General features: G+C 62.8%; 21 protein-coding genes. 4 read left to right on the top strand and 17 right to left on the bottom strand.

The features are described from left to right. Positions 1-17: 17 nt before the first annotated feature. The 5 genes from FJ974_RS11840 to FJ974_RS11820 form a co-directional block, all read right to left on the bottom strand. Positions 18-1,181: a mandelate racemase/muconate lactonizing enzyme family protein gene (locus FJ974_RS11840; protein WP_140537090.1), complete on the bottom strand. Its 1,164-nt coding sequence runs from the start codon at positions 1,179-1,181 to the stop codon at positions 18-20. 33 nt (positions 1,182-1,214) lie between these two features. Beyond that, a complete protein-coding gene (locus FJ974_RS11835; RefSeq protein ID WP_140537093.1) occupies positions 1,215-2,312 on the bottom strand; it encodes an ABC transporter ATP-binding protein in 1,098 nt (365 codons plus the stop codon). Between the two features lie 9 nt (positions 2,313-2,321). Next, complete coding sequence (locus FJ974_RS11830) at positions 2,322-3,212, bottom strand: carbohydrate ABC transporter permease (RefSeq protein ID WP_140537096.1); 891 nt, start codon at positions 3,210-3,212, stop codon at positions 2,322-2,324. Beyond that, the gene (locus tag FJ974_RS11825; protein WP_140537098.1) at positions 3,209-4,168 is read right to left on the bottom strand and encodes a carbohydrate ABC transporter permease; all 960 of its coding nucleotides are present in this window, start codon (positions 4,166-4,168) and stop codon (positions 3,209-3,211) included. The genes FJ974_RS11830 and FJ974_RS11825 overlap by 4 nt, the downstream gene beginning before the upstream one ends. A gap of 76 nt (positions 4,169-4,244) precedes the next feature. After that, entirely contained in the window at positions 4,245-5,726 is a 1,482-nt protein-coding gene (locus tag FJ974_RS11820) for an ABC transporter substrate-binding protein (RefSeq protein WP_140537101.1), read from the bottom strand. Positions 5,727-5,940: 214 nt separating this feature from the next. Here FJ974_RS11820 and FJ974_RS11815 point away from each other — a divergent pair, with 214 nt between their 5' ends. From FJ974_RS11815 to FJ974_RS11800, 4 genes are all read left to right on the top strand, one after another. Next, positions 5,941-6,651: a GntR family transcriptional regulator gene (locus FJ974_RS11815; RefSeq protein ID WP_140537103.1), complete on the top strand. Its 711-nt coding sequence runs from the start codon at positions 5,941-5,943 to the stop codon at positions 6,649-6,651. Between the two features lie 48 nt (positions 6,652-6,699). Beyond that, a complete protein-coding gene (locus tag FJ974_RS11810; RefSeq protein WP_140537106.1) occupies positions 6,700-7,866 on the top strand; it encodes a mandelate racemase/muconate lactonizing enzyme family protein in 1,167 nt (388 codons plus the stop codon). Positions 7,867-7,985: 119 nt separating this feature from the next. Beyond that, positions 7,986-9,344, top strand: a complete 1,359-nt coding sequence (locus FJ974_RS11805) for a mandelate racemase/muconate lactonizing enzyme family protein (protein WP_140537109.1) — start codon at positions 7,986-7,988, stop codon at positions 9,342-9,344. A gap of 9 nt (positions 9,345-9,353) precedes the next feature. Next, positions 9,354-10,553, top strand: a complete 1,200-nt coding sequence (locus FJ974_RS11800; RefSeq protein ID WP_140537111.1) for a mandelate racemase/muconate lactonizing enzyme family protein — start codon at positions 9,354-9,356, stop codon at positions 10,551-10,553. 127 nt (positions 10,554-10,680) lie between these two features. Here FJ974_RS11800 and FJ974_RS11795 read toward each other — a convergent pair whose 3' ends face one another. The 12 genes from FJ974_RS11795 to FJ974_RS11740 are packed head-to-tail and all read right to left on the bottom strand — an operon-like array spanning position 10,681 to position 22,477. Next, positions 10,681-10,929, bottom strand: a complete 249-nt coding sequence (locus FJ974_RS11795) for a cytochrome C oxidase subunit IV family protein (protein WP_140537114.1) — start codon at positions 10,927-10,929, stop codon at positions 10,681-10,683. After that, a complete protein-coding gene (locus tag FJ974_RS11790) occupies positions 10,926-11,561 on the bottom strand; it encodes a cytochrome c oxidase subunit 3 (RefSeq protein WP_140537117.1) in 636 nt (211 codons plus the stop codon). Before FJ974_RS11790 ends, FJ974_RS11795 begins: the two co-directional genes overlap by 4 nt. Beyond that, positions 11,558-13,201: a cytochrome c oxidase subunit I gene (gene ctaD, locus FJ974_RS11785; protein ID WP_140537119.1), complete on the bottom strand. Its 1,644-nt coding sequence runs from the start codon at positions 13,199-13,201 to the stop codon at positions 11,558-11,560. Before ctaD ends, FJ974_RS11790 begins: the two co-directional genes overlap by 4 nt. Continuing rightward, a complete protein-coding gene (coxB, locus tag FJ974_RS11780) occupies positions 13,198-14,151 on the bottom strand; it encodes a cytochrome c oxidase subunit II (protein ID WP_140537122.1) in 954 nt (317 codons plus the stop codon). Before coxB ends, ctaD begins: the two co-directional genes overlap by 4 nt. Next, entirely contained in the window at positions 14,148-14,897 is a 750-nt protein-coding gene (locus tag FJ974_RS11775; RefSeq protein WP_140537125.1) for an SCO family protein, read from the bottom strand. Before FJ974_RS11775 ends, coxB begins: the two co-directional genes overlap by 4 nt. After that, the gene (locus FJ974_RS11770) at positions 14,894-15,292 is read right to left on the bottom strand and encodes a hypothetical protein (RefSeq protein WP_140537129.1); all 399 of its coding nucleotides are present in this window, start codon (positions 15,290-15,292) and stop codon (positions 14,894-14,896) included. Before FJ974_RS11770 ends, FJ974_RS11775 begins: the two co-directional genes overlap by 4 nt. A 40-nt stretch (positions 15,293-15,332) precedes the next feature. Continuing rightward, positions 15,333-16,448 (bottom strand): hypothetical protein, encoded by a 1,116-nt coding sequence (locus tag FJ974_RS11765; RefSeq protein ID WP_140537132.1) that lies wholly within the window; start codon positions 16,446-16,448, stop codon positions 15,333-15,335. Continuing rightward, positions 16,445-16,990, bottom strand: a complete 546-nt coding sequence (locus tag FJ974_RS11760) for a c-type cytochrome (protein WP_413468339.1) — start codon at positions 16,988-16,990, stop codon at positions 16,445-16,447. The genes FJ974_RS11765 and FJ974_RS11760 overlap by 4 nt, the downstream gene beginning before the upstream one ends. Then, positions 16,987-17,514: a DUF3341 domain-containing protein gene (locus FJ974_RS11755; RefSeq protein ID WP_140537136.1), complete on the bottom strand. Its 528-nt coding sequence runs from the start codon at positions 17,512-17,514 to the stop codon at positions 16,987-16,989. Before FJ974_RS11755 ends, FJ974_RS11760 begins: the two co-directional genes overlap by 4 nt. Continuing rightward, positions 17,511-18,869, bottom strand: a complete 1,359-nt coding sequence (nrfD, locus tag FJ974_RS11750; protein ID WP_140537139.1) for an NrfD/PsrC family molybdoenzyme membrane anchor subunit — start codon at positions 18,867-18,869, stop codon at positions 17,511-17,513. Before nrfD ends, FJ974_RS11755 begins: the two co-directional genes overlap by 4 nt. Then, entirely contained in the window at positions 18,862-21,837 is a 2,976-nt protein-coding gene (locus FJ974_RS11745) for a TAT-variant-translocated molybdopterin oxidoreductase (protein ID WP_140537141.1), read from the bottom strand. The genes nrfD and FJ974_RS11745 overlap by 8 nt, the downstream gene beginning before the upstream one ends. Beyond that, positions 21,821-22,477: a cytochrome c3 family protein gene (locus FJ974_RS11740; protein ID WP_226891572.1), complete on the bottom strand. Its 657-nt coding sequence runs from the start codon at positions 22,475-22,477 to the stop codon at positions 21,821-21,823. Before FJ974_RS11740 ends, FJ974_RS11745 begins: the two co-directional genes overlap by 17 nt. Positions 22,478-22,529 lie beyond the last annotated feature (52 nt).

The raw sequence follows: 22,529 nt of genomic DNA, 5'->3' as shown, positions 1-22,529 counted from the left end.
ACTCCGGTTGAATGGAACTACCAGTTGGTGACAGAACCGTCGCGGCGCTTGAGGTGAGGCGCTTCCCAGAAACGAAAACTCTGCGCCTGGATCGCCGCCTCGTTGACCTCGACGCCGAGCCCCGGCAGATCGCCGACCGGATAATCGGTCCCGTCGAGCCGTGGTTGCACGGGAAAGAACTCGGAATTGTCGAAGCCCAGCTTTCTTTCCGGCGCCCTGGTCTCGAGCCACGCGAAGTTGGGCACCGCGGCGGCCAGATGCACGGTTGCAGCCGTGCACACCGGACCAAGGGGATTGTGCGGCATCAGGTCGACATAGTGCGCCTCGCTCCAGCCGGCGACCTTCATCGCCTCGGTGAGCCCGCCGACATTGCAGACGTCGAGCCGGTTGAACTGATGGATGCCGCGCTCGATATAGGGCAGGAACTGCCATTTGCTGGCAAATTCCTCGCCGATGGCAAAGGGGATGTCGGTCATCTTGCGCAGCGATTCGTAGGCTTCCGGAGTCTCGTCGCGGATCGGCTCCTCGAGGAAATCGAGCACACCGCGGCCGAGCTTGTTGCAGAAGCTCGCCGCCTCCGCCACCGACAGCCGATGATGATAGTCGACGCCGAGCACGACATCGTCGCCCAACGTCTCGCGCGCCTTGTTCAGCATACTCGCGGTGGCGCCAATCGACTCGCGCGGCTCGAAGATGTCCCTGTTGTTTTGCCCGATGGGGAAGAAGCGGATCGCGTGCCATCCCTGCGCGCGCAGTTCACTGGCTCGTTCGATGGCAACATCGCCCTCCGCCTCGTCTCCGGTCGAGGCGAAGGTGGGGATGCGGTCGCGCTGCCTGCCACCCAGCAGCTCGTAGACCGGCACCCCAAGCGCCTTGCCCTTGATGTCGTGGAGGGCGATGTCGATGGCGGAAATCGCCGCCTGCAGAACTCGCCCGCCTTCGAAATACTGGCTGCGATAAAGCTCTTGCCAGATCCGGCCGATCTGCATCGGGTCGCGGCCGATGACAAACTCGCGATAGTGCTCGACCGCGCCGGCAACGGCCCTCTCGCGGCCGCTCAAGCCGCTCTCACCCCAGCCGAAGATGCCCTGGTCGGTCTCGACCTTGACCAGCATCTGATTGCGGGTCCCGACCCACACCGGATAGGGCTTGATCACAGTGATCTTAAGTTTCGTAGTCATTCACGCCCAGGTTCCACACGCACCCGCCCTGTCTCAGTCGGCCTCGAGAGCCATTTCCGTTTCGCCGTCGAACAGGTGCGTGCGTTCCTGGTCGAATTCGAGCCAGATCTGCTCATCAGGTTTGACGGCGATGTTGGGGGACACGCTGATGTTGACGATGGCGCCGGAGAGGAACGCCTGCACGAAGGTGACGTCTCCGGTCGGTTCCACCGTATAGGCCTTGGCCGGAATGGCGCTGGAGACCGCGTTCTTGTGCAGCTTGATCGTCGAGTGTCGCGCCCCGAGCACGACCTTCCTGGTGGTCGCTCTCCGGACCTTGCGCGCGTTGAGTTGCGACAGCGTGAGATTCCAGCCTTCCGCGCTGGTCAGAACGGTATCGCCATTTGCCGTCGATGCCTGCAGCGGAATGAGGCTCATCGCCGGGCTGCCGACGAAGCTCGCCACGAACATGTTGACGGGATGGGCGAAAACCTTTGCCGGCGAATCGTATTGCTGCAGATAGCCGCCATTCATCACGGCCATCCTGTCCGCCATGGTCACGGCCTCGAGCTGGTCGTGCGTCACATAGATGATCGTCGCCTTGAGGTCCTGATGGAACCGTTTGATCTCGGACCGCATCTGAACGCGCAGCTTTGCGTCGAGATTAGAGAGCGGCTCGTCCATCAGGAATACCGCCGGATCTCGAACAAGCGCGCGGCCGAGCGCCACGCGCTGCTGTTGCCCGCCCGAAAGCTCGCGCGGCTTGCGCTCGAGCAGCTGCGTCATATCGAGCACGCGCGCCGCTTCCTTGACCTTCCTGTCGATCTCGTCCCTGGGCAGTTTGCGCATCTGCAGCGGGAAAGCGAGGTTCATGTAGACCGACTTTTGCGGATAGAGCGCGTAGTTCTGGAACACCATTGCGATGTCCCGGTCCTTGGGGTCGAGGTCGTTGACTACCCTGTCCCCGATGACGATGTCGCCCGATGTGATCGGGATCAGCCCCGCCACGAGATTGAGCGTGGTCGTCTTGCCGCAGCCTGAAGGGCCGACGAGCGCGACGAATTCGCCATCATTGACCGTCAACGAAACGTCGTTGACGGCTTTGAAGCCGCCATAGGTCTTGACGAGATCTTTGAGAACCACGTGGGCCACCGGCAACTCCTAATGCTTGACCGCGCCTTCTGTGAGGGCGCGTACGAAGTATCGCTGCAGGACGAGGAACAGCACCACGACAGGCACGCTCATCATGAAGCTGGCCGCCATCAGGCCCGGAAAGTCCGTCGTATTTTCCGAAAAGAAGCGCTGGATGCCGACCGGCAGCGTCAACTGTTCGTTCTTGGAGAGGAAGGTGTAGGCGTAGATGTACTCGTTCCAGGCGCCGATGAAGGAATAGATCGCCGTGGCGATGATTCCCGGCGCCGAAAGCGGCATCACGATCATGATGAAGGCCTGGAACCGCGTTGCCCCGTCGATGCGCGCCGCCTGCTCGAGCTGCACCGGGATATTGTCATAGAATCCCTTGAGCAGCCAGATCGCCAGCGGCAGGCCGAAGGTGAGATAGGTAAGGATTAGCGAGCCATGCGTGTTCACCAGCCCGAGCGCGCGCATCAGGATGAAGAGCGGCACCAGAAAGATCACCGCCGGGAACATGTTGCGCAGCAGCACGGCAAAGAATAGGAAGTTCCGGCCCGGGAAAGTGAAGCGCGAGAACGCGTAGGCCGCCGGAACGGCCACGATCACCGAAAGGATCGTCGTCACCGTCGAGACGAAAAGGCTGTTCCAGAAGAAGCGGAGGAAGTCCTGGCCGACGCTGTTTTGCGGATCGAGCAGCTTCTGGTAGCTGGCAAGGGTAGGCTGGTCAGGCCACCATTGCGGCGGGAATTGCATCGCCGCGAACCCGGACTTGATCGAGGTGATCAGCATCCAGATCATCGGCAACGCGGTGTAAAGCAGCATGAAGATGAGGAAGACGCGACCGGCCCACCGCCATCCGTCGACGCGCATGCGGCGACGGGTCTGGCCTCGAGGAGCTGTCTCGGCAATGGCGCTCATGCGTTCCCCTCTTTCCGTTCGTTGCCGCTGAGCGCGCGGACGTAGAAGCAGCCCAGCGTCATCAGGATGATGAACAGGAGCACCGAATAGGCCGCTGCCACACCCCAGCGCTGCCGGCCGAAGGCGAGCTCATAAATGTGGGTGATCCAGATATGCGATGCGTTCGACGGCCCGCCGCCGGTCATGATCCAGGGGATGATGAAGGAATTGAAGTTGGCCACCGCCAGCAGCAGGATCGTCACCGTCGAGACGTTGCGCAAGTGCGGGAAGGTGACGTGCCAGAAGCGCTGCCATGCGTTGGCCCCGTCGACTTTTGCGGCGCGCAGCAACTGGTCTGGGACTGTCTGCAGGCCGGCCGTCATCATGATCATGGCGAACGGAAACTCGCGCCAGATGTTGACGACGATCAGCGAGGGCAAGACCGTACTGACGCTGTCGATGAAATTCGGTGGCCGGTCGGCCCATCCGAGACCGACCAGCACCGCGCCGATGATCCCGAAGTCCGAATGGTAGATCCACTTCCAGATATAAGAGGCGGCAACCGCGCTGATGACCCAGGGAATGATCAGGATGGCGCGCAGAACACCACGGCCGGCAAAGTCGCGGTGGAGCGCCAGCGCGGCGCCAAACCCCAGGACAAAGGAAAAGAACGTGGATCCCACTGTCCAGATGAGGGTGTTCAAGGTGATCTTCCAGAACACCTCGCTGGTGAGAATGGCCTTGTAATTGTCGAAGCCGATGAAAATCTTGTCGCGGAGCTGCAGGCCGGGAGGCGTGTTGAAGAATGACAGCTCGATCGTATAGTAGATCGGATAGGCGATGACGATGAGCATCACCACGATCGCGGGGAGTACATACGCGTAATCGGCGCGATGCTCCCAGATTTTGCGCAGCACGCCCGACCTGCCGGGTTGCAATCTTCGGCGGGCCTCGGCCTTGCCGGTCACGATCGTCACTGTTGCGTGCCCTTATTTTCGGGAAGAACCGGCTGCGCCGAGGGCGCAGCCGGTCGGATCGCAAGTCAGGCCGGCACTAGAGTCCGCCTCCCATCAGGTCTTTGACCTTCTTGGCCGCGTCATCCGCTGCCTGGTCGACGGTCATCGCGCCTGTCAGGGCATTCTGCAGCATGTCCGGGATGATGATGTTCATGATCTCGGGCGACTGCGGCAGCGCGGGGAACGGGATGCCGTATGGCAGCATCGAGGTTGTGACATCCAGGAATTTGATATTGTCCAGACGTTCCTTCATCCATTTGGTCTTGAAGCCGTTAAGATTGCCGGGGTTCGAGCCGGCATAGGCCATCTTCAGCGACCATTCAGGGCTCGTCCACATGCAGATGAGAGCCTTCGCGGCCTGCTCGTCCACTTTGCCGCCCTCGACATATTCAGGCTTCAGGATGTGAATGTTCGAGCCGCCGAACACGACAGCGCGCTTGCCGTCGGGGCCGGTCGGAATCAGGCCGTAGCGCATGTTGTCGATGACGGTCTGCGCCTTGGCCTTGTCGGCGCCCGTCGCCTTCTTCTGCAGGTCGAGCATGACGTTGTAGTCGGACGGGTGCGAGATCATCATGCCGACCTGGCCGGCGAGGAACAGGGGCTGGTTGTCGGCCTGCTGGTTGGTGAGCGCCGAAACCGGAACCGACTTGTCGCGAACATACATGTCGTATGAGGCTTGCAGCGCCGCCTTGCTCTGCGGGCTGTTGAGCTCGACCTCCTTGTAGGTCGGATTCGCGGTGGCTTCGTCGAAGACGCCGCCGCCATAGGCCCACAGCTGCGGCATGAAGCGGTACGGCGTATTGCCGGCATTCTTGCGAGCCACGAGGCCATACCCGGCAATGCCGAGCTTGTCGTGGATCTGCTTGGAATACTTGACGACGTCGTCCCAGGTCGCCGGGGGCTTGTTCGGATCGAGGCCCGCACGCTTGAAGATGTCGGCGTTCCAGATGAACGCCATCGTCTCGTTGTTGGTTGGAATGCCGTAGGTCACGCCGTCCCAGGTCACGGCCTTCATGGCGCCGGGCCAGAAATCTTCCGTCGAATACCCGACGTCCTCGGGCTTGAGCGGCTGCAGATATCCCTTTGCGGCGAACTCGGTACCGCCCAGGATTTGCAGGCGGACCGCCATCGGCGCGGCGTTGCCCAGGAGCGCGGTGCGGAACTTGTCGAGAAGGTCGTTATAGGTGAGGGCCTGTTCTTCGAGCTGGATGTTCGGATAGGTCTTGCGGAAGGTCGCGAAAAAATCCTTGTAGTACTGGCGCAAGAGGTCGGGGTCGCCTTCGAACACGCCCTGATACCAGAAGGTCAGTCGCCCCTTGTAGTCGAGCGGGGTGACCTTGGCGCAATCGGCGGCCGTGTCGAAATCCTGTGTGCCCGCGATTGAGCGCACATATTCCGGCGACCATTTACTCAGGTCGACCGGCGGCGCACCCAGCGCCGATGCGGACATCAGCGATACCATCAAAGCAGTGGACACAGTGCCGCGCAGGACGGCACCGCCGAGTGTAATCCTCGTCATAGGTATCCTCCAGGTTTCTCTCCCGTGCCGCTTTGCGTCGGGGCAAGCGGTCCTTGCTCGTTCGATCGCGGGGAACTGTTCCATGTATCCCTTCGATCATTTTGTACGTTTTCAGATCGCGGATTTCCTGTCAACGCGCAGAATCGTACATTGTTTATGGAAACCGTGCGTGATAATTGGGCGGACTGTGTATTATTTTGGGGGAGAGCCGGCCTTGGCCGAAACAAGCGATTTCAAAGCAGAGCCACCTGAGGGGATTGACCCCATCGGGGCCTCCAGCGAGGGCGCCTCGGTTTATGAACTGATCAGGGAGGACATTATCGAAGGGCGGCTCGCCGCCAACGAACGGCTTGTGGTCACCGATCTCGCCCGGCGTCACGGCACCTCGACCAACCCCGTGCGCGAGGCTCTGCAGCTGTTGCGCGGAGAGGGCTTTGTCATCTTTCTTCCCAACCGCGGGGCGCGCGTCCGACCCATAGACCAGGATTTCGTCCGGGATATCTACGAGATCGGCGTCCTGATCGAGCCAGCCCTGACGCGATGGTTCGTCAACATGGCTACCGACGAGGACATTGCCGAACTCGAACGTCTCCAGGGTCTGATCGAAGAGAACAATTTCGCCGACACATTCAGGCACAGCGAGCTGGATACCGCCTTCCACACCGTGATGTACCAGCGGCACTATAACCGCCATGCCGCCGAGCTCTGGTGGAAGCACCGCGAAGTGCTGCGGGCGGTCAGCCGGCGTTTCAATTTCACGCTCGCCCGGCGTGCCGCAATCCTTCGCGAGCACCGCGAGCTCATCGCGCACGTCAAGGCGGGAAATGCCGACGCGGCGGCCGAACTCATTGCCCACCATGTCGAGGGTTCCGGCCGGCATGTCCTCGAACAAATGCGCGCCCGCAACGCGGCCCGGGCCGGCTAGCCAATCGGCAACATCGTCAGCCTGACCAATCAGAGAGAGGTTGTTGAGATGAAAATTACGAGCATTCGGCCGTGGCTGATCAAGTCAGATGCTTCTTATTGGGGAGAGTTCCTGTTCGTCGAAGTGACGACCGACGAGGACGTAAGTGGCTGGGGAGAGATCACCACCACGACAAGGCTCGCCAACCGCGCTCTGTGCACGATCCTGCGGCAGATAGGCGCCGCCGTGACAGGCGAGGATCCGGCGCGCATCGAGCATCTCTGGCACAAGATTTTCCGCAGCTTCACCTATATGGGCAGCCGCGGCGCGGCCGTCGAATGCGTGAGCGCCATCGACATAGCCCTCTGGGACATCCGCGGCAAAGTTCTCGGCAAGCCGATCTACGAATTGCTTGGCGGACCGGTGCGCGATGAAATTGCGCTCTATACCCATCCCAACCAGGCCAAATTCACCAGCAAGGAGGGTGTGGTCCGCGAAATTCGGGACATCGTCGAATCCGGGCACACCGCGCTCAAATTCGATCCTTTCCCTCACCAGGGCAGCATCGTCGACGGCGTGCCCCGCGAAAGACGGGACGGCTATCTCGACGGCAGCATGACCCGCAAGGACGAGCGCGAGGCCGCCGAACTCACGGCTCTGATCCGTGAAACCGCCGGGCCCGATGTCGACATTCTCATCGATGCGCATGGCCGCTTCGACGTTCCCACGGCCATTCGCCTCTGTCGGAGCCTCGAGGAAGCCGGCCAGATCGACTGGTTTGAGGAGCCCTGCCCGCCCGAGAGCCTCAACGCGCTGAAGCAGGTGCGTGAAAAGGTCAGCGCCGCTATCTCGTGGGGCGAGCGCGGTCACACCAAGTGGGATTTCGTGCCGGTGCTCGAGAACAAGCTCGCCGACTACATCATGCCGGACGTCACCTGGACCGGCGGCATTACCGAGCTCAAGAAGATTTCCGCCCTGTGCGAAGCCTATTACGTCCCGGTCTCGCCGCATGACGCCGCGGGACCGATCAACGTGATTGCGGGAGCGCAGGTGATGATGACCGTCCCCAACTTCTACAAACTCGAAACGTCGGCGTGGAACCTCTCCAAATACGATCATCTCATCGACAGGCCGCTCGACGTTTCGAACGGCAGCCTCAAGCTGACGTCGAAGCCTGGTCTCGGTGTCGAGATGAACCGCGACTACTTGCAAGCCCACGAGATTGAGTTGGGCTAAAGCATGATCCCGAAAGGTGGGAACCGGTTTTCGGGAAAGATCATGCTCCAACACTAGCAGCACTCCATGCCGCCCGGCGCATGGGCGACAAACTCCGCCGACCAGAACGAGGACAAATCATGCCAAATACGGGCGGAGCCGACGAGGCTCTCAATCGCATCAACACGAATTCCACACCGTCCGAGCTTCGCATAACCGACATGCGGGTAGCCGAAATCGTCGGCGCGCCGTTCACCTCGGCGCTGCTCAAGATTTACACCAACCAGGGCATCGTCGGGCTTGGCGAGGTGCGCGACGGGGCCAGCGCCACCTACGCGCTGATGCTCAAAAGCCGGCTGCTCGGCGAAAATCCCTGCGATATCGACCGCCTGTTCCGCCGCATCAAACAGTTCGGCGGCCATGGGCGGCAGGGCGGCGGCGTCTCGGCTGTCGAGATCGCGCTCTGGGATCTCGCCGGCAAGGCCTATGGCGTCCCGATCTATCAGATGCTGGGCGGCAAGTTTCGCGATCACGTGCGCGTCTATTGCGATACCGACGCCGAGAAACCGAGCGGCGCCGAGACCGGCAAGCGCCTCAAGCAGCGCATGGAGCGCGGATTCACATTCCTCAAGATGGACCTGGGCCTAATGCAGGTCGCCCATATCCCAGGCGCCGTGGTCGCGCCCGCCGGCGCGCTCGAAGGGTTTCGCGCCAATCCGCGCGGCCGTGGCGGCACGCCTCAGCAGCGCAAGGCTCGCAATCTCGCCTACGATGCGCAGAACGTGCAGCACCCATTCACGGGCCTGCATCTCACCGAAAAGGGGATAGACCTGCTCGAGCAGTATATCCACGAGGTTCGCGAGGTCATCGGCTACGAGATCCCGCTCGCCATCGACCATGTCGGCCACATCTCGCTGCAGGACGGCATACGCCTGTCGCGTCGCATCGAGAAATACGTGCCGGCCTGGCTCGAGGATGTGATCCCGTGGCAGTACACCGAGCAGTACCGGCAGTTGCAGCAGGCCACCACGGTGCCGATCTGCACCGGCGAGGACATCTACCTCAAGGAGGGCTTCGAGCCTCTGCTCAAGAGCGGCGGCCTCTCCGTCATCCACCCGGACCTGCTCACCAGCGGCGGCATCCTCGAGACCAAGAAGATCGGCGACATGGCGCAGGACTACGGCGTCGCCATGGCCATCCACATGGCCGAAAGCCCGATCGCTGCGATGGCCGCGGCCCATGTCGCGACCGCGACCGAAAACTTCATGGCGCTCGAATACCACTCCGCCGATGTCGATTGGTGGGACGACATCGTCACCGGCCTTCCAAGGCCGCTTGTGAAGGACGGCTTCATCACCGTTCCGGACAAGCCCGGCCTTGGGATCGACGACGTCGTCGACGAGGTGATTTCGCGGCATCTGCAGCCGGGCGTCACAGGCATCTGGCAGCCGACGGATCACTGGGACAACGAGTATTCCTGGGACCGCACCTGGAGCTGAGCCGAAAAGATGAAGATCACCGACCTGCGCTGCGCCGTCATCGGCAAGCACCCGATCGTCCGCATCGTCACCGATGAGGGCCTCTACGGCCTGGGTGAAGTGGAGTACACCAAGACCTACCTCAAGCCCTTTGTGCTGCATTTCCGTGAGGCGCTGATCGGCGAAGACCCGACCGACGTCGAGCGGGTGATGCTGAAGATCCGCCAGCGCGGCTCCTTCAAGCCCTATGGGGCGGCGGTAAGCGCCATCGAGCATGCGCTGTGGGACATTGCCGGCAAGGCCGCAGGCGTGCCGGTCTACAAGCTGCTCGGCGGCAAGGTGCGCGACAAGGTCCGCGTCTACAACGGCTCGATCCGCCGCAAGCGCACTGGCGACCGGCCCGAGGACTACGCCGCCGACGTCAAATGGATGATGGAGCAGCCGCAGAACTTCTTCATGATCAAGCAGGGAATCTCCTTCCACTCCAACATGAAGGACACCGTCGAGGACTTCCATTACGGCGTGACGCAGAAGAAAGCCGGCTATCACGGCGCCATGGATCAGGGCGTGATCAGCGAGCGCGGTTTCAATCACATGCTCGACTGCGTGATCGCGATGAAGGAAGTGCTGGGCGACAAGGTCAGCCTGGCGCTCGATTGCGGCCCGGGCTGGATGCTGCCCGATGCCATCAAGTTCGCCCAAGCGGTCGAGAAGTACAATTTGATGTGGCTCGAGGACATGCTGACCGGCGACTATGTACCGTGGGTCAATCCGCAGGCCTATCGCGAGCTGACCACCTCCACCTCGACGCCTATCCATACCGGCGAGCAGATCTATCTGCGGCACAATTTCAAGGAGCTGATCGAGACGCAGGCCGTGCGCGTCATCGGCCCCGATCCCGCCGATATCGGCGGCATCGCCGAGCTCAAATGGGTCGCCGAGCACGCCTACATGCACTCGATCCTGATGGCACCGCACGGCACCGCGAACGGCCTGCTCGGCCTCGGCGCGCTGATCAACGTCTGCGCCACCTTGCCCGCCAACTACATCGCCTTCGAATACCCGAGCGCCTCCGACCCCTGGTGGGAGGACCTCGTAATCGGCCTGCCGCCGCAGATCGTGAAGGACAGCATGGTGGAGCTCCTGGAAGCGCCGGGGCTGGGCCTCGATATCGACGCCGAAGCGGCCAGGAAGTATCTCAGGGAAGAGGATGCCGGCTTCTTCGACTGAAGAGGCCTGATTGCCTCGATAGCTGCTTGGCGAACTACCAAGCCCGGCGGCATTTCCATCCTTGGCCTGCCGATGGGTAGCCGGCTGTCGAGTGTGCCAAGCGTTTGATGGATGACATTCCCCCGGCTCATCGGCCAATCAGCGTCAGTCCAAAAAGGATGACGAGCCAAAGCCCGGCAGCCGCAACGGCTAGTCTCGGCAAGGTGCCGGTCAGATGCATGAATAAAACCGCTATCAAGGCCGCTTTGGCGGCAGCGATCGCCAGATTGAGCGCGACATTGAAGCCGCCGAGATCGAGGAAGGACGAGCCGACAGTCAGCGCCAGGAGCGCGAGGAGCCCGACATAGCCGGCGGTGAGTTTGCGCAGGTCGCTCATCGGTTGATCAGGTAAAGAACGGGGAACATGAAAACCCAGACGATATCGACGAAATGCCAGTAGAGACCAACGGCCACGACCCGGCGAAGGCGGCTGGCGGGGCTGGCGGTCCGCCATAGCGCAATCATGCCGGCGATCACGACGATGCCGCCGATCAGATGCAGTGCATGCAGCGAGGTCATCGTGAAATAAAGGCCGAAGAAGAATTCCGCGTGGACCGGATCCGGCCCGGTATAGTGGAACGGCAAGCCGAGGAGCGGCGCCAGGCCTTCGTGAATCTCCTTGCCGTATTCGACCCCCTTCACGACAAGGAAACACCCACCCAGCGCCGAGGTCGCGGCCAACGCCCAGACAGTCGCGCGCCAACGTCTATGAAGCGCAAGCATATGCGCCAGCGCCATGGTGAAGCTGCTGGTGATCAGGACTGCGGTGTTGAAGGTGCCGAGCGGCAACGAAAGATGTTTCGAGGCTGCCGCGAAGGCGGGGCCGAAATCGATATGCGCGAAGAGGAAAACCAGGAAGATCGCGCCGAACAGCATCGCTTCCGATCCGATGAATACCCACATCGCAAAAGTGCCGGCACGCCGTTCGCGCTGGGGTGTGTCGAAAGCGACGCTTTCGGTGCCGCTCATCCCGCCGCCTCCTCCCGGTGCGGACTGAAACGCTCGTGCTCGAGCCCCTTCATGTCGTAAGCATAGGCTGGCCGCGTCACCACCGGCATCGTCTCAAAATTATGCGGCGGCGGCGGCGAGCTTGTCTGCCATTCCAGCCCGGTGGCATTCCACGGATTGTCGGGCGCGCGGGCGCTGCGAAGCAGCGACCAGCCGAGATAGAACAACGGCATTAGATACCCGATCGCCAGTACCACCGCGCCGCCGGAGGACAGTACGTTCCAGAACTGGAACTCCGGCGGATAGGTATGATAGCGCCGCGGCATGCCGTTGAAGCCCAGCACATATTGCGGGAAGAAGGTCAGGTTGAAGCCGATAAAGGTGACGGCTGCCGCTATGCGCCCCGCCGTTTCCGAATACATGCGGCCGGTCAGCTTCGGCCACCAGAAATGCAGGCCGGCCATATAGGCGGTCACCATGCCGCCGACCATGATGTAGTGGAAATGCGCGATGACGAAATAGGTGTCGTGGACATGGACATCGACCGCCAACGCCGCAAGAAAGAGCCCGGCCAATCCGCCGAAGGTGAACAGCGCCAGGAAGAACAGCGCGTAGAGCATGGGCGTCTCGAAGCTGATCTCGCCCTTGCGCAGCGTCAGGCTCCAGTTGAAGACCTTGATCGCTGAGGGGATCGCGACGCAGAAGGACAGGAACGAGAACACCACGCCGGCATAGGCCGACTGCCCGCTGACGAACATATGATGGCCCCAGACCAGGAATCCGAAGACGGCGATCGCCATCGACGACATCGCTACCGCCTTGTAACCGAACAACGGCCGGCGGCTGAAGCAGGGCAAGACCTCAGACACCACGCCCATGCCGGGCAGGATCATGATGTAGACTGCGGGGTGCGAATAGAACCAGAAGAGATGCTGGAAGAGCAGCGGATCGCCGCCGAGATCGGGATTGAAGATGCCGATGCCGAAGACGCGCTCCAGCACGATCAGGATCAGCGAGGCGGCGAGCACCGGCGTTGCCAGCACCATCACAAGACTGGTGGCGTAGAGCGTCCAGACGAAAATCGGCAGACGGAACCAGGTGAGCCCCGGCGCGCGCAGCGTGTGCACCGTGACGATGAAGTTGATGCCGGTCATGATCGTCGAGAAGCCGACGATGAAGACGCCGAACGCGGCGGTCGAGACGAAGCCGTTGGCATAGAGCGTCGACAGCGGCGTGTAGAAGGTCCAGCCGGTATCGACGCCGCCGGCTACCACCGCAAACAACGCGAACAGACTGCCGAAGATGAAGACATACCAGCTGGCGAGGTTCAGCCGCGGAAACGCAAGATCGCGCGCGCCGATCATCAGCGGCAAAAGGAAATTGCCCATGGTCGCCGGGATCGACGGCACCAGGAAAAACCAGACCATGATGATGCCGTGGAGCGAGAACAGCCGGTTGTAGACATCGTCGGAGACGAGGTCGCCTGCCGGTGTCGCCAGCTCGATCCGCATCAGCACCGCCATGGCGCCGCCGAGAAAGAAGAAGGCGGTCAGCGACATCAGGTAGAGCCACGCCACGCGCTTGTGGTCGGTGGTGAGCAGCCACGCGCGAGGCCCGCTCCCCTTCCCCAGATAAGTGCCGGGCATCGCTGCGTTGCTCATGACTTGGCTCCAGCCGCTGGTTGAGGCGACAGCGACTTCAGATAGGCAAGCAGCATCTGCAGCTCGCCTTCGTCGATAAGGCCGTCGAAGCTCGGCATGACCGGCTGGTAGCCGGCGGCGATCTCCTTCTTCGGGTTGAGGATGGAGTCGCGCAGATAGCGCTCGTCGGCGATCACCGTCTGCTGGTTGTCGAGCGCCACCGGCCGGCCGAAGATGCCTTCGAGGGGCGGCGCCCTCACCTTGCTGCTCGCGCCATGGCAGCCTGAGCAGCCAAGCGCACGAAACAGTTTTTCGCCGCTCGCGGCAAGTGTCTCTCCCTCGCCTTGGCCGTTCAGCCAGGATGCATATTGCTCGGGAGCCATCACTGTCACCCAGCCGCCCATTTCGGAATGCTGCGTGCCGCAATATTGGGCGCAGAAGAGATGGTAGCGGCCAGGCTCGGTGGCGATGAACCAGATATGCGTCGTGCGCCCGGGCACCGCGTCCTGCTTGATGCGGAAGGCCGGCACGTAGAAGGAGTGGATGACGTCTTGCGAGGCGAGCGACACCACGACCGGCTTGCCGACCGGAACATGCAATTCGTTGATCTCGCGCTGGCCGCCCGGTTGCCTGAACTCCCACATCCATTGCTTGCCAAGCCCCGAGATCTCGAGCGCGTCCGCCGGCGGATGGTCGCGGCGCACGAAAAGCGCCGCGCCCCAGCCGAAGAAGATGAAGGCGATGATCAGGCTTGCGATCGTCCAGGTCATTTCCAGCGGCATGTTGCGCGAACGCGAGCCGGTGCGATCCGCCAGCGAGCCGACGCGGTATTTCACAGCGTAACCGACGACGAGACCGGTGAGCGCCAGTCCGAGAACAACCGAGAAGGCGAGCAGCGTGTAGAACAGGGCATCGACATACCCGGCTTCCGATGAGGCTTCCTGCGGGAAGAAGGGAATGCCGAAGCTCACCTTGCCCTCCCCCGCGTCTGCCAGAGCACGGTCGCGCCCAGGCCGAGCACCGTCGCCAGGCTTGCCAATTTCAGCGCCACCCATATCGCAGGCGAATACTGCCCCTTCGAACTGTCGAAGCCGGCGCAGAGGAGGAAGACGTGATCGGCGATAGAGCCGAGCTTGTTGGCCGACGCCTCGACCAGCGCGAGCTCAAGGTCGCGCGGCGTGAAGCTCAGCGCCGGCAACACCCGCGCAATCCGGCCGGACGGTGTGAGCGCGATGACCGCGATCGGATGCACGAACTGGTCGATGCCTTTACGTCGGTCGAAAGTTATGCCGGCCTCATTGGCAAGCGCCGCGCCGGCGCCGTCGCTGCCTGTCAGGAACCGCCACGCCGGTGCGGACGGACCGGCAGCGGACGCGATCTCCGCCTGCGCCGCCGCGGCATCGGCGGGCGTCTCTTCGGGATCGATCGAAATGAACAGCGCGCGATAGTCGGCAGGACGAAGCGACGTCTTCTTCAGATCGGAAGCGACCGCCTGCTGTGTGACACCGCAAAGATTCGGGCATCTGTCGTAGCCGAAGATGACGAGCGCTGGATGGCCGCCCAGGGTTCCGTCAAGCGTCCGCCTCTGGCGGTTTGCATCGACCAATTCGCGGCCAAGGCTAAGTTGAGCGCCGATTTTCGGGTCGAAGGTCGGTCGCTCGCTGGCGAGTGCCGCACCAGCGAGCAACAGGCCAAGCGCCGCAAGCAAGCTTCTCATCGCCCTGCCCCGCTTTGCGGACGACAATTTTGAGCCTGCGGCGCGCGAGGCGCCGCCGCTGTGATCAAGGCGCAGTCGTCGGGTGCCGCTGCTGCGGCGCCCGGTTCTGACCAATCCGGCAAGCCGTTGCTCACCACCGCCCACATGGCGTCGTCGATCGGGATGTGAGCGATGCCGGCATTGCGGTCGACCCAGCCAAGCATTTTGAGTTGGCGATCCGCCTCGGCGCGGAGACTGGCCAAGTCCTGCTTCGGGGTGATCTGTAAGTCGGGGTTTTCCGGACTGACGTTCGCGGGCAGCGGCAGCCATGTCGGTTTGGTGTTGAAGGCCAGCTTCATGCCGATTGCGGCCAAAGCGATAAACAGCAGCAGCCCGCCGCCGAAAGCGAGCAGCATACGTGGCCGGACATCGCGGGTCTCGGGATGGCGATGCGCCTTAGCCATGGGCGGCCTCCCGCTTCCACCAGACGATCCTGTCCGGCCGGCGGAGCAGGAAAAGGAACAGCGCTAGCCACAGGCCGGTCTGCGCGATCGCGGCCGCAACGTCGTGCCACAATGCCAGCAAGCCGCCAGAAAATAGTGGTGGCCGGATGCGCCAGAAGACGTCGGCGAAGTGACCGGCCAGAGCCACACTCGCCAGCCAGACCAGGCCGTTGCGACGGCGCTTCAACCGATGGCTGAGCGACGCTGCAAGTGCAGCGAAATGGAACACGATCAGCAGCCACAGCAGATATTGCCAGCCGTCCGTGGCGCGAGCGATGTACCAGTGGATCTCATCGGGAAGGTCGCCGCCCCAGACGACGAGCCACTGCATGAAGGTGAGATAGATCCAGGCCAGCACGAAGCCGAGCAGCATGTTGGCAAGGTCTTCGCTGAGAGCAACCTCTTCTTCGCCGCCGGGCATGAGCTGCAGCGCTCGACTTGCCGCCAGAACAAGGATGGCAAGCGCCATGGCACCGACTACTTCCGCTGCCGCCTCGCAAAGTGCGTAGACGGTCGAGGTGAATTCAGGCTCGATCGAAAGCATCCAGTCGATGGCAAAGACGCTGACGGCAAGCGCGTGGAGGATCAGGCCAAGGGCGAATTTCTTGCCGTTGCCATCATTCGAATTGGCTGGAGCGTTGGTCGAACCGAGCACCACCCAGGTCAGAACAAGCCAGATCGCGGAACAAACCACGAAGCGCAGCAGGAAGAACGGCACGTTGAGATAGGCAAGCTTCTGAAGGACCATCTCCGGCAGCTTCGCCGCATCGGCTTCGACCCACGGGAAGACGAGGCCGGGCCTTGTGAGGACAGGCACGAGAAAGACCAAACCCAGCGGCAGCGTCGCTGCGATCGTGCGCAGCGGCTGGCGGACTGCTTCGCCCCAGCGCCCGCCGGTCAGCCCATGCACCATCAGTATGGTCAACGCGCCGAGCGGTAGACTGAGCGCGAAGATGGCGGCCGCGAGCCAGGCGCCTGACATCGCCTTGGCATCGAGCGATGCGCCGAGCGCGCAGAGGACGATTCCGGCGGCGCCGGCCAACAGAAAACTTTGCTCGGCACGCCTCATGGCGAAGCCTCCGCTTCGAGCCGCGCGCGCAATGTCTGCGGAAGTTCGGCGACCGGGGCGTCACGCGAATATTGCAGCGCGCGGATATAGGCGACGATCGCCCAGCGGTCCCGCGGCGGCACCCGCGCCGCGTAGGAATACATGGCGCCGTAGCCATTGGTGATGACGTCGTAGAAATGCCGGTCGGCGGCCTTGCGCAGCGCGTCTTGATGGTAGCTCGGCGGCGCCGGGAAACCGCGTTGGACAATCATGCCGTGACCGTCGCCCGAGCGGCCGTGGCAGGGCGAGCAGAAGATGTCGAAGCGCTGCTGTCCGCGCCGCAGAAGCTCGATGGTGACCGGATAAGGGATCCGGTCCGGCGTTGGCGTCAGGTCGGCGTCGCGGGCAACGGTTCCGGCGACAGGCGTTCGCGCCGACATGCCGTCGGCGAACTGATCGCTGGCCTCCAGCGGGTCGTAGCGCGGCTGATCCTCCATATCCTGCCGGCAGCCGGCGACGAGCAATGCGGCGAGCAAGAGCACGAGGCGCAGACGGCTCATCATGCCTCGACCTCCTCGACCATCTCGGCGCCGAGCCGTGTCAGCTGGCCCTTGGTCACGCCCTTGCGGTATTTGGGATCACCCGCTTCGATCAGCAGATAGAACTTGCCGCCGCGCGCATAGCTGAAGCTTTCCGCATTGAAGACCGGGTGGTGGTAGCAAGGCAGCCCGTTGGCCGCGAGCACTCCGATGAAGCCGGCGAAGGCGGCGCCGAGAATGCCGGCTTCGAAGGCGATGACGACGAAGGGCGGCCAGGAATGCAGCGGCCGCCCGCCGACATTCACCGGATAGTCGATCTCGACCGAATACCAGATCAACGCATAGACCAGAGCGGCGCCGGCGATGCCTCCGGCGAGTACGGCCCAAGGCAGGCGCGTCTTCCGGATACCCAGTATCCCGTCCAGCTCCTTCATTGGGAATGGCGAGAAGGCATCCATGCGCCGATAGCCGCGCTCGCGCATGCCGCGCGCCGCCTCTATGAGCGCTTGCGGATCGGCAAACACCGCCACAAGGCCGTAGAGGCTCATCGGAGCTTGCCCTCCTCTTCCGCCAGTTCCTCGACCTCGAAGATGGTGATCGCCGGCAGGATGCGGATGAACAGGAACACCAGCGCGAAGAAAGTGCCGATCGAACCGAACAGGATGCCGAAATCGAGCCACGTCAGCGACTGCTCGCCCCAGGCGGACGGCAGGTAATCCCGGCTCGGTCCTGTGACGACGATGATGTAGCGCTCGATCCACATGCCGATGTTGATCGCCACGGCAATCGCAAACAGCACCGGCATGTTGCGCCGGATGCGTCTGAACCACAGCAGCTGCAGCACCCCGCAATTGAGGCCAAGCATTGTCCAGAACAAAGGCGCGTACGGGCCAATGGCGCGCTGCAACATCATTGCACGTTCGTAAGGTTTACCCGAATACCAGGCGAAGAACGCTTCCGAGACATAGCCGTAGGCGACGACCATTCCCGCGGCGATCATCAGCTTGGCGGCATTGTCCATGTGCCTGACGGTGATCAGGTCTTTCACGGAAAAAGCCCAGCGCAGCGGGATGGCGATTGTGAGCACCATGGCAAAGCCGGAGAGCAGCGCGCCAGCGACGAAATAGGGCGGGAAGATGGTCGAGTGATAGCCGGGCGTGATCGCGAAGGTGAAGTCGAGCGAGACGATCGAATGCACCGACACGACCAGCGGCGTCGCGAGCGCGGCAAGCAGGAAATAGACGGTCTGGTAGCGCGCCCAATGGTAGGCCGACCCGCGCCATCCGAGCGCCAGTATTCCGTAGAAGAGCTGAGCAGGTCTCGACCTGCCGCGATCCCTCAACACCGCCAGGTCGGGCAACAACCCCATATACCAGAACAACAGCGAGACGGTCGCATACGTAGCGATCGCCGCAAAATCCCAGACCAGCGGACTGCGCCATTGCGGCCAGTGCATATGCACATTGGGCAGTGGCAGCAACCAGTAGAAGAACCATGGCCGGCCCAGATGCAGGATCGGGAACAGTCCGGCCATGGCGACGGCAAACAGCGTCATGGCTTCCGCGAAGCGGTTGATAGAGGCCCGCCAGGGCTGGCGCAGCAGCAGCAGCACCGCTGAGATCAGCGTACCGGCGTGGCCGATGCCGATCCACCAGACGAAGTTGGAAATCATCGTACCCCATGCCACCGGGATATCGATGCCGTACGCGCCGACACCGACCGAGATCAGATAGCTGATGGAATACAGGAGCAACAGGACGAGCAGGAAGCACAGGAAAAATGCGGTCCAGAAATGACGCGGCAGCCGTCCGCCAAGCACGATCGAGCCGATGCGGCCGCTGATTTCGGGAAAATCGTGGCGGCCGCGCAGGACCGCCGGGCCTTCGGCGCTCGCTTCAGCCATCACTCGCCTCACCCGGCTTGGCCAGCTTGCCGTTGGGATTGGAAATCTTGCCGAGATAGGTCGTTCGGGGCCGCGTGTTCAGCTCCTCGAGCAGCGTGTAGTTCTGTGGCGCGGCCTTTTCCCGGGCGACGTGCGCGTCCTTCCTGTTCAGATCGCCGAAGCTGATCGCCTGCGTCGGACAGGCCTGCTGGCATGCCGTGACCACCTCGCCGTCGGAAATGGCGCGGTTTTCGATCTGGGCCTGGATGCGCTTGGCGCTGATGCGTTGGACGCAGTAGGTGCACTTCTCCATCACGCCCCGCGAGCGCACGCTGACATTGGGATTGTGCACGCCCTGCTCCGGGCCTGCCTCTTGCTTGTCGAAGGACTGATGGTCGAGGAAATTGAAGCGCCGAACCTTGTAGGGGCAGTTCTGCGAGCAATAGCGCGTGCCGATGCAGCGGTTATAGACCTGGGCATTCAGCCCGTCATGCGTATGGACCGTGGCGTTGACCGGGCAGACCACCTCGCAGGGCGCCTTCTCGCAATGCATGCAAGGCACTGGCTGGAAAAACGTCTCGGGCGCATCGACCGACCCGGCATAGTAGCGGTCGACCCGCAGCCAGTGCATCTCGTGCCCGCGCTCGCATTCTTCCGGACCGGCCGGCGCGATGTTGTTCTCCGCCTGGCAGGCCGAAACGCAGGCCATGCAGCCGATACAGGCCGAAAGGTCGATCGCCATCGCCCAGGCCTCCTGATCGTAGCGCCAATCGGGATAGAGCGATTCCGTCGGCGTCGGCGGCGCGTTGTTGCGGACGAAATCCGGGATCAGCCGGAACGCTTCGAGCGACGCGTGGCGCACGATGGCGCGTCCCTCCATCGCCTGGTGATGCTGTGTCGTGATGACCCGCAGGCTGCTGCCGCGCGACGCGGTTGCGGCGCCGGTCGCGATCCACTCTGTGCCGCTGCGCAGCCGGAAGGCGTTGTAGCCCGCCGACAGCGCGGCAACAGAACCCACCTTGCGCCCGAAGCCGAACGAGAGCGTCACCGTTTCATCGGGGTGGCCGGGCACGATCCAGGCCGGCGCATCGATGTCCGCCCCGTTGGATGCGACGTTGATGACCTTGCCATTTGCGATCTTCAGCCGCTCCGCGGTGGCGGGCGAGATGAGCGCCGCATTGCCCCAGACGATCTTGGTCAGCGGCCGCGGCAATTCCTGCAGCCACGACGCATTGGCAAAGCGGCCGTCGCGCAGCCACGGATCGGCGACGAACCGTATCTCGATGCCATCGGCCGCTTTCGCCGCTGGCCTTAGTCCACCCAGATCCGGCGGCACGGTGACGGATACGGACCTGGCAGCGCCGTTCGGCACAATGCCGTCGCGCAACGCCTTCTTCCAGGCATCGTCATCGAGCTCGGTCCAATGCTGCCGCAGGAGCGAAAGCGGATCGGCTTCGAACTGGCCGCCAAGCACGGCAAGCAATTCATGCACGGTCTTGCCGTCGTAGAGCGGCCTGATCAGCGGCTGCACCAGCGAGGCGGCGCCGTCATAGGCACGTATATCGCTCCAACTCTCGAGCTCATGTGCAGCGGGCACATGCCAATGCGCCAGGAAAGCGGTCTCATCGCGGTAGAATCCGTGATGGACGAGTAGCTTCAGACCCGAAAAGGCCTTGCGCGGATCGAGGCTCGCCGGGGCGGTGTGCAGCGGGTTTGCGCCCAGCACCACGACCGTATCGATTGCGCCATCGCCAATTGTTTCGCACAGCGCTCCCAGGTCGCCATCCACCCGCAACGCATCCGGCGGCTCGATCAGCTCCACCGTGTTGCCAAGCGCGCCAAGCTTGGCATTGACGGCCAGCGCGGCGGCTTGAACGAAGGCGCTCTGATGCGCCCCGGCAATGACCAGCGCATCGCGGCCCGCTGCCCTTAAATCATCGACCAACGCCGCCATCCAGGCATGGTCGACCGGCGAGCCGGAAGCTCCGGCCTGGCCACCCAACGCCGCGTTCAGTTCGACAGCGACGGTCTCGATCTCGCTTGGCCTGATCGCCAGCCGGTGGTCGGCTGCCGCGCCGGTGATCGTCGGCGTCGACTCCACGGCATAAAGCCGGCTCATCCGGTCGGACGGATTGCGCACGCGCCGCCGCGCCGCGAAGTCGCGTGCATAGGCGAGTCGCCCCGGCCCTTCGCCGAGGAAATCGGCATCGAAGCTGAAAATCACCTCTGAACGGTCCAAGTGGTGGATCGGTATCAGCGCCGAGCCGAACAGCGCCTGCGACGCCTCGGCCGATGCCGGCGTCGCTAGCGGACCGTGGCGGTAGATTTTCAGCTTCGGATAGCGCGCTCGCAGCGCATCTATCTGCGCCGCGAGCGTCGGCGACGTCGAGGCATCGAGGAGCAGGGCCCCTCCCTTCCCTTGCCATGCCGTCCAGCGCGAAACGAGCGCCGCCATGTCTTTGAGGAAATCGCCATATGATGCCGGTTCGCCGTCCTTGAGCGACGTGCGCGACCGATCGGGATCGAACAGCGTCAGCGCCGCTGCCTGCATCACCGCGTCGGTGGCGCCGCGCGATGCCGGATGGTCTGGGTTGCCCTCGACTTTCGTCGGCCGTCCTTCATGGCTTTCGACGATGGCGCCGATGCCGAAGCCGTCGCTCGACAATGTTGTCGCGTAATAGACCGGCCTACCCGGGATCAGCATCTCTGGCTGACGCACATAGGGTACGATGCTCTCCGCCCTGCTGCAGGCGGCCAGCCCAGCCATCGACAGCGAAGCGCCCATCAGCTTCAGCAAGGTCCGCCGGTTCGGCTTTGCCGGCAGACGCTCGGCGATTGCCGGAAACTCGGCTTCGACAAAACGTCGGAATTCGGCCGTGCCCGCGATCTCGTCAAGGCTGCGCCATGTCTCTCCGCCCAGCGCCAGCCGCTTGCGCAGAGCCGCGATGTCGATGGCGAAACCAGGCCTGTCGTCAGCGATGGCAGACATAGCAATCCGTCATCGTCTCGGGGTGGATGTCGAGCATGCCGATCAGCTTTCGCCTGACCTCTTCGATGTCCCCGGGTGGCTGCCAGTGCATAAGGAATACATCCTGCGGCGGGCGTAGGTTGGGCTCCGGGTTGCGGTGGCAGCCGAGGCACCATTCCATGCTCAGCGTATGGGCCCGCCTCGTCAGCGGCATCTCGTCCACCTCGCCATGGCAGGTCTCGCAGGCGACACCCTTGGTTACGTGGATCGCGTGGTTGAAGAAGACGAAGTCGGGGACGCTGTTGACGCGCTGCCATGCGATGGGCTGGCCGCCGGCGAGGCTTGCGCGGACCGGCGCCAACATGCCGGCATCGGTGAAAAGCTGCGAATGGCAGGTCATGCAGACTTCGGTTGCCGGCAGGCCCGCCGCAGCCGAGGTTTCCACACCGCTGTGGCAATAGCGGCAGTCGATGCCGAGCTGGCCGACATGGTGTTTGTGGCTGAATGGCACTGGCTGCGCCAACGGCTCCCCTACTCCCGTTACCAGGTCCGAGCGGGGGAGGATTATCCCGATCGCGGCGGCTATCAGCAGAAGTGCACAGCTTCCCCAGATGACGAAGCGCGCAACGCCATTGGCGTTTTTCGAGAAGATCTGCGGCATCCTCTCGCCGATTCTGCTGAAGGCAAACCCAGAGTTGACGACACCTAACGGT

Source organism: Mesorhizobium sp. B1-1-8 (genome assembly GCF_006442795.2).
In the GTDB taxonomy this organism is placed as follows: Bacteria; Pseudomonadota; Alphaproteobacteria; order Rhizobiales; family Rhizobiaceae; genus Mesorhizobium.
The sequence above is the reverse complement of the archived record's forward strand: the minus strand, read 5'-3'. Positions and strand labels throughout refer to the sequence as shown.

What these genes read in the sequence shown, in the direction of transcription:
- FJ974_RS11810 (WP_140537106.1), top strand. Translation starts at nt 6,700, where the DNA reads ATGAAAATTACGAGCATTCGGCCGTGGCTGATCAAGTCAGATGCTTCT.
- nrfD (WP_140537139.1), bottom strand. Translation starts at nt 18,869, where the DNA reads ATGGCTGAAGCGAGCGCCGAAGGCCCGGCGGTCCTGCGCGGCCGCCAC.
- FJ974_RS11765 (WP_140537132.1), bottom strand. Translation starts at nt 16,448, where the DNA reads ATGAGGCGTGCCGAGCAAAGTTTTCTGTTGGCCGGCGCCGCCGGAATC.
- FJ974_RS11800 (WP_140537111.1), top strand. Translation starts at nt 9,354, where the DNA reads ATGAAGATCACCGACCTGCGCTGCGCCGTCATCGGCAAGCACCCGATC.
- FJ974_RS11820 (WP_140537101.1), bottom strand. Translation starts at nt 5,726, where the DNA reads ATGACGAGGATTACACTCGGCGGTGCCGTCCTGCGCGGCACTGTGTCC.
- FJ974_RS11770 (WP_140537129.1), bottom strand. Translation starts at nt 15,292, where the DNA reads ATGCTGCTCGCTTTCGGCGGCGGGCTGCTGCTGTTTATCGCTTTGGCC.
- FJ974_RS11805 (WP_140537109.1), top strand. Translation starts at nt 7,986, where the DNA reads ATGCCAAATACGGGCGGAGCCGACGAGGCTCTCAATCGCATCAACACG.
- FJ974_RS11760 (WP_413468339.1), bottom strand. Translation starts at nt 16,990, where the DNA reads ATGATGAGCCGTCTGCGCCTCGTGCTCTTGCTCGCCGCATTGCTCGTC.
- FJ974_RS11830 (WP_140537096.1), bottom strand. Translation starts at nt 3,212, where the DNA reads ATGAGCGCCATTGCCGAGACAGCTCCTCGAGGCCAGACCCGTCGCCGC.
- FJ974_RS11775 (WP_140537125.1), bottom strand. Translation starts at nt 14,897, where the DNA reads ATGAGAAGCTTGCTTGCGGCGCTTGGCCTGTTGCTCGCTGGTGCGGCA.
- FJ974_RS11790 (WP_140537117.1), bottom strand. Translation starts at nt 11,561, where the DNA reads ATGAGCGGCACCGAAAGCGTCGCTTTCGACACACCCCAGCGCGAACGG.
- ctaD (WP_140537119.1), bottom strand. Translation starts at nt 13,201, where the DNA reads ATGAGCAACGCAGCGATGCCCGGCACTTATCTGGGGAAGGGGAGCGGG.
- FJ974_RS11740 (WP_226891572.1), bottom strand. Translation starts at nt 22,477, where the DNA reads ATGCCGCAGATCTTCTCGAAAAACGCCAATGGCGTTGCGCGCTTCGTC.
- FJ974_RS11755 (WP_140537136.1), bottom strand. Translation starts at nt 17,514, where the DNA reads ATGAGCCTCTACGGCCTTGTGGCGGTGTTTGCCGATCCGCAAGCGCTC.
- FJ974_RS11795 (WP_140537114.1), bottom strand. Translation starts at nt 10,929, where the DNA reads ATGAGCGACCTGCGCAAACTCACCGCCGGCTATGTCGGGCTCCTCGCG.
- FJ974_RS11745 (WP_140537141.1), bottom strand. Translation starts at nt 21,837, where the DNA reads ATGTCTGCCATCGCTGACGACAGGCCTGGTTTCGCCATCGACATCGCG.
- FJ974_RS11840 (WP_140537090.1), bottom strand. Translation starts at nt 1,181, where the DNA reads ATGACTACGAAACTTAAGATCACTGTGATCAAGCCCTATCCGGTGTGG.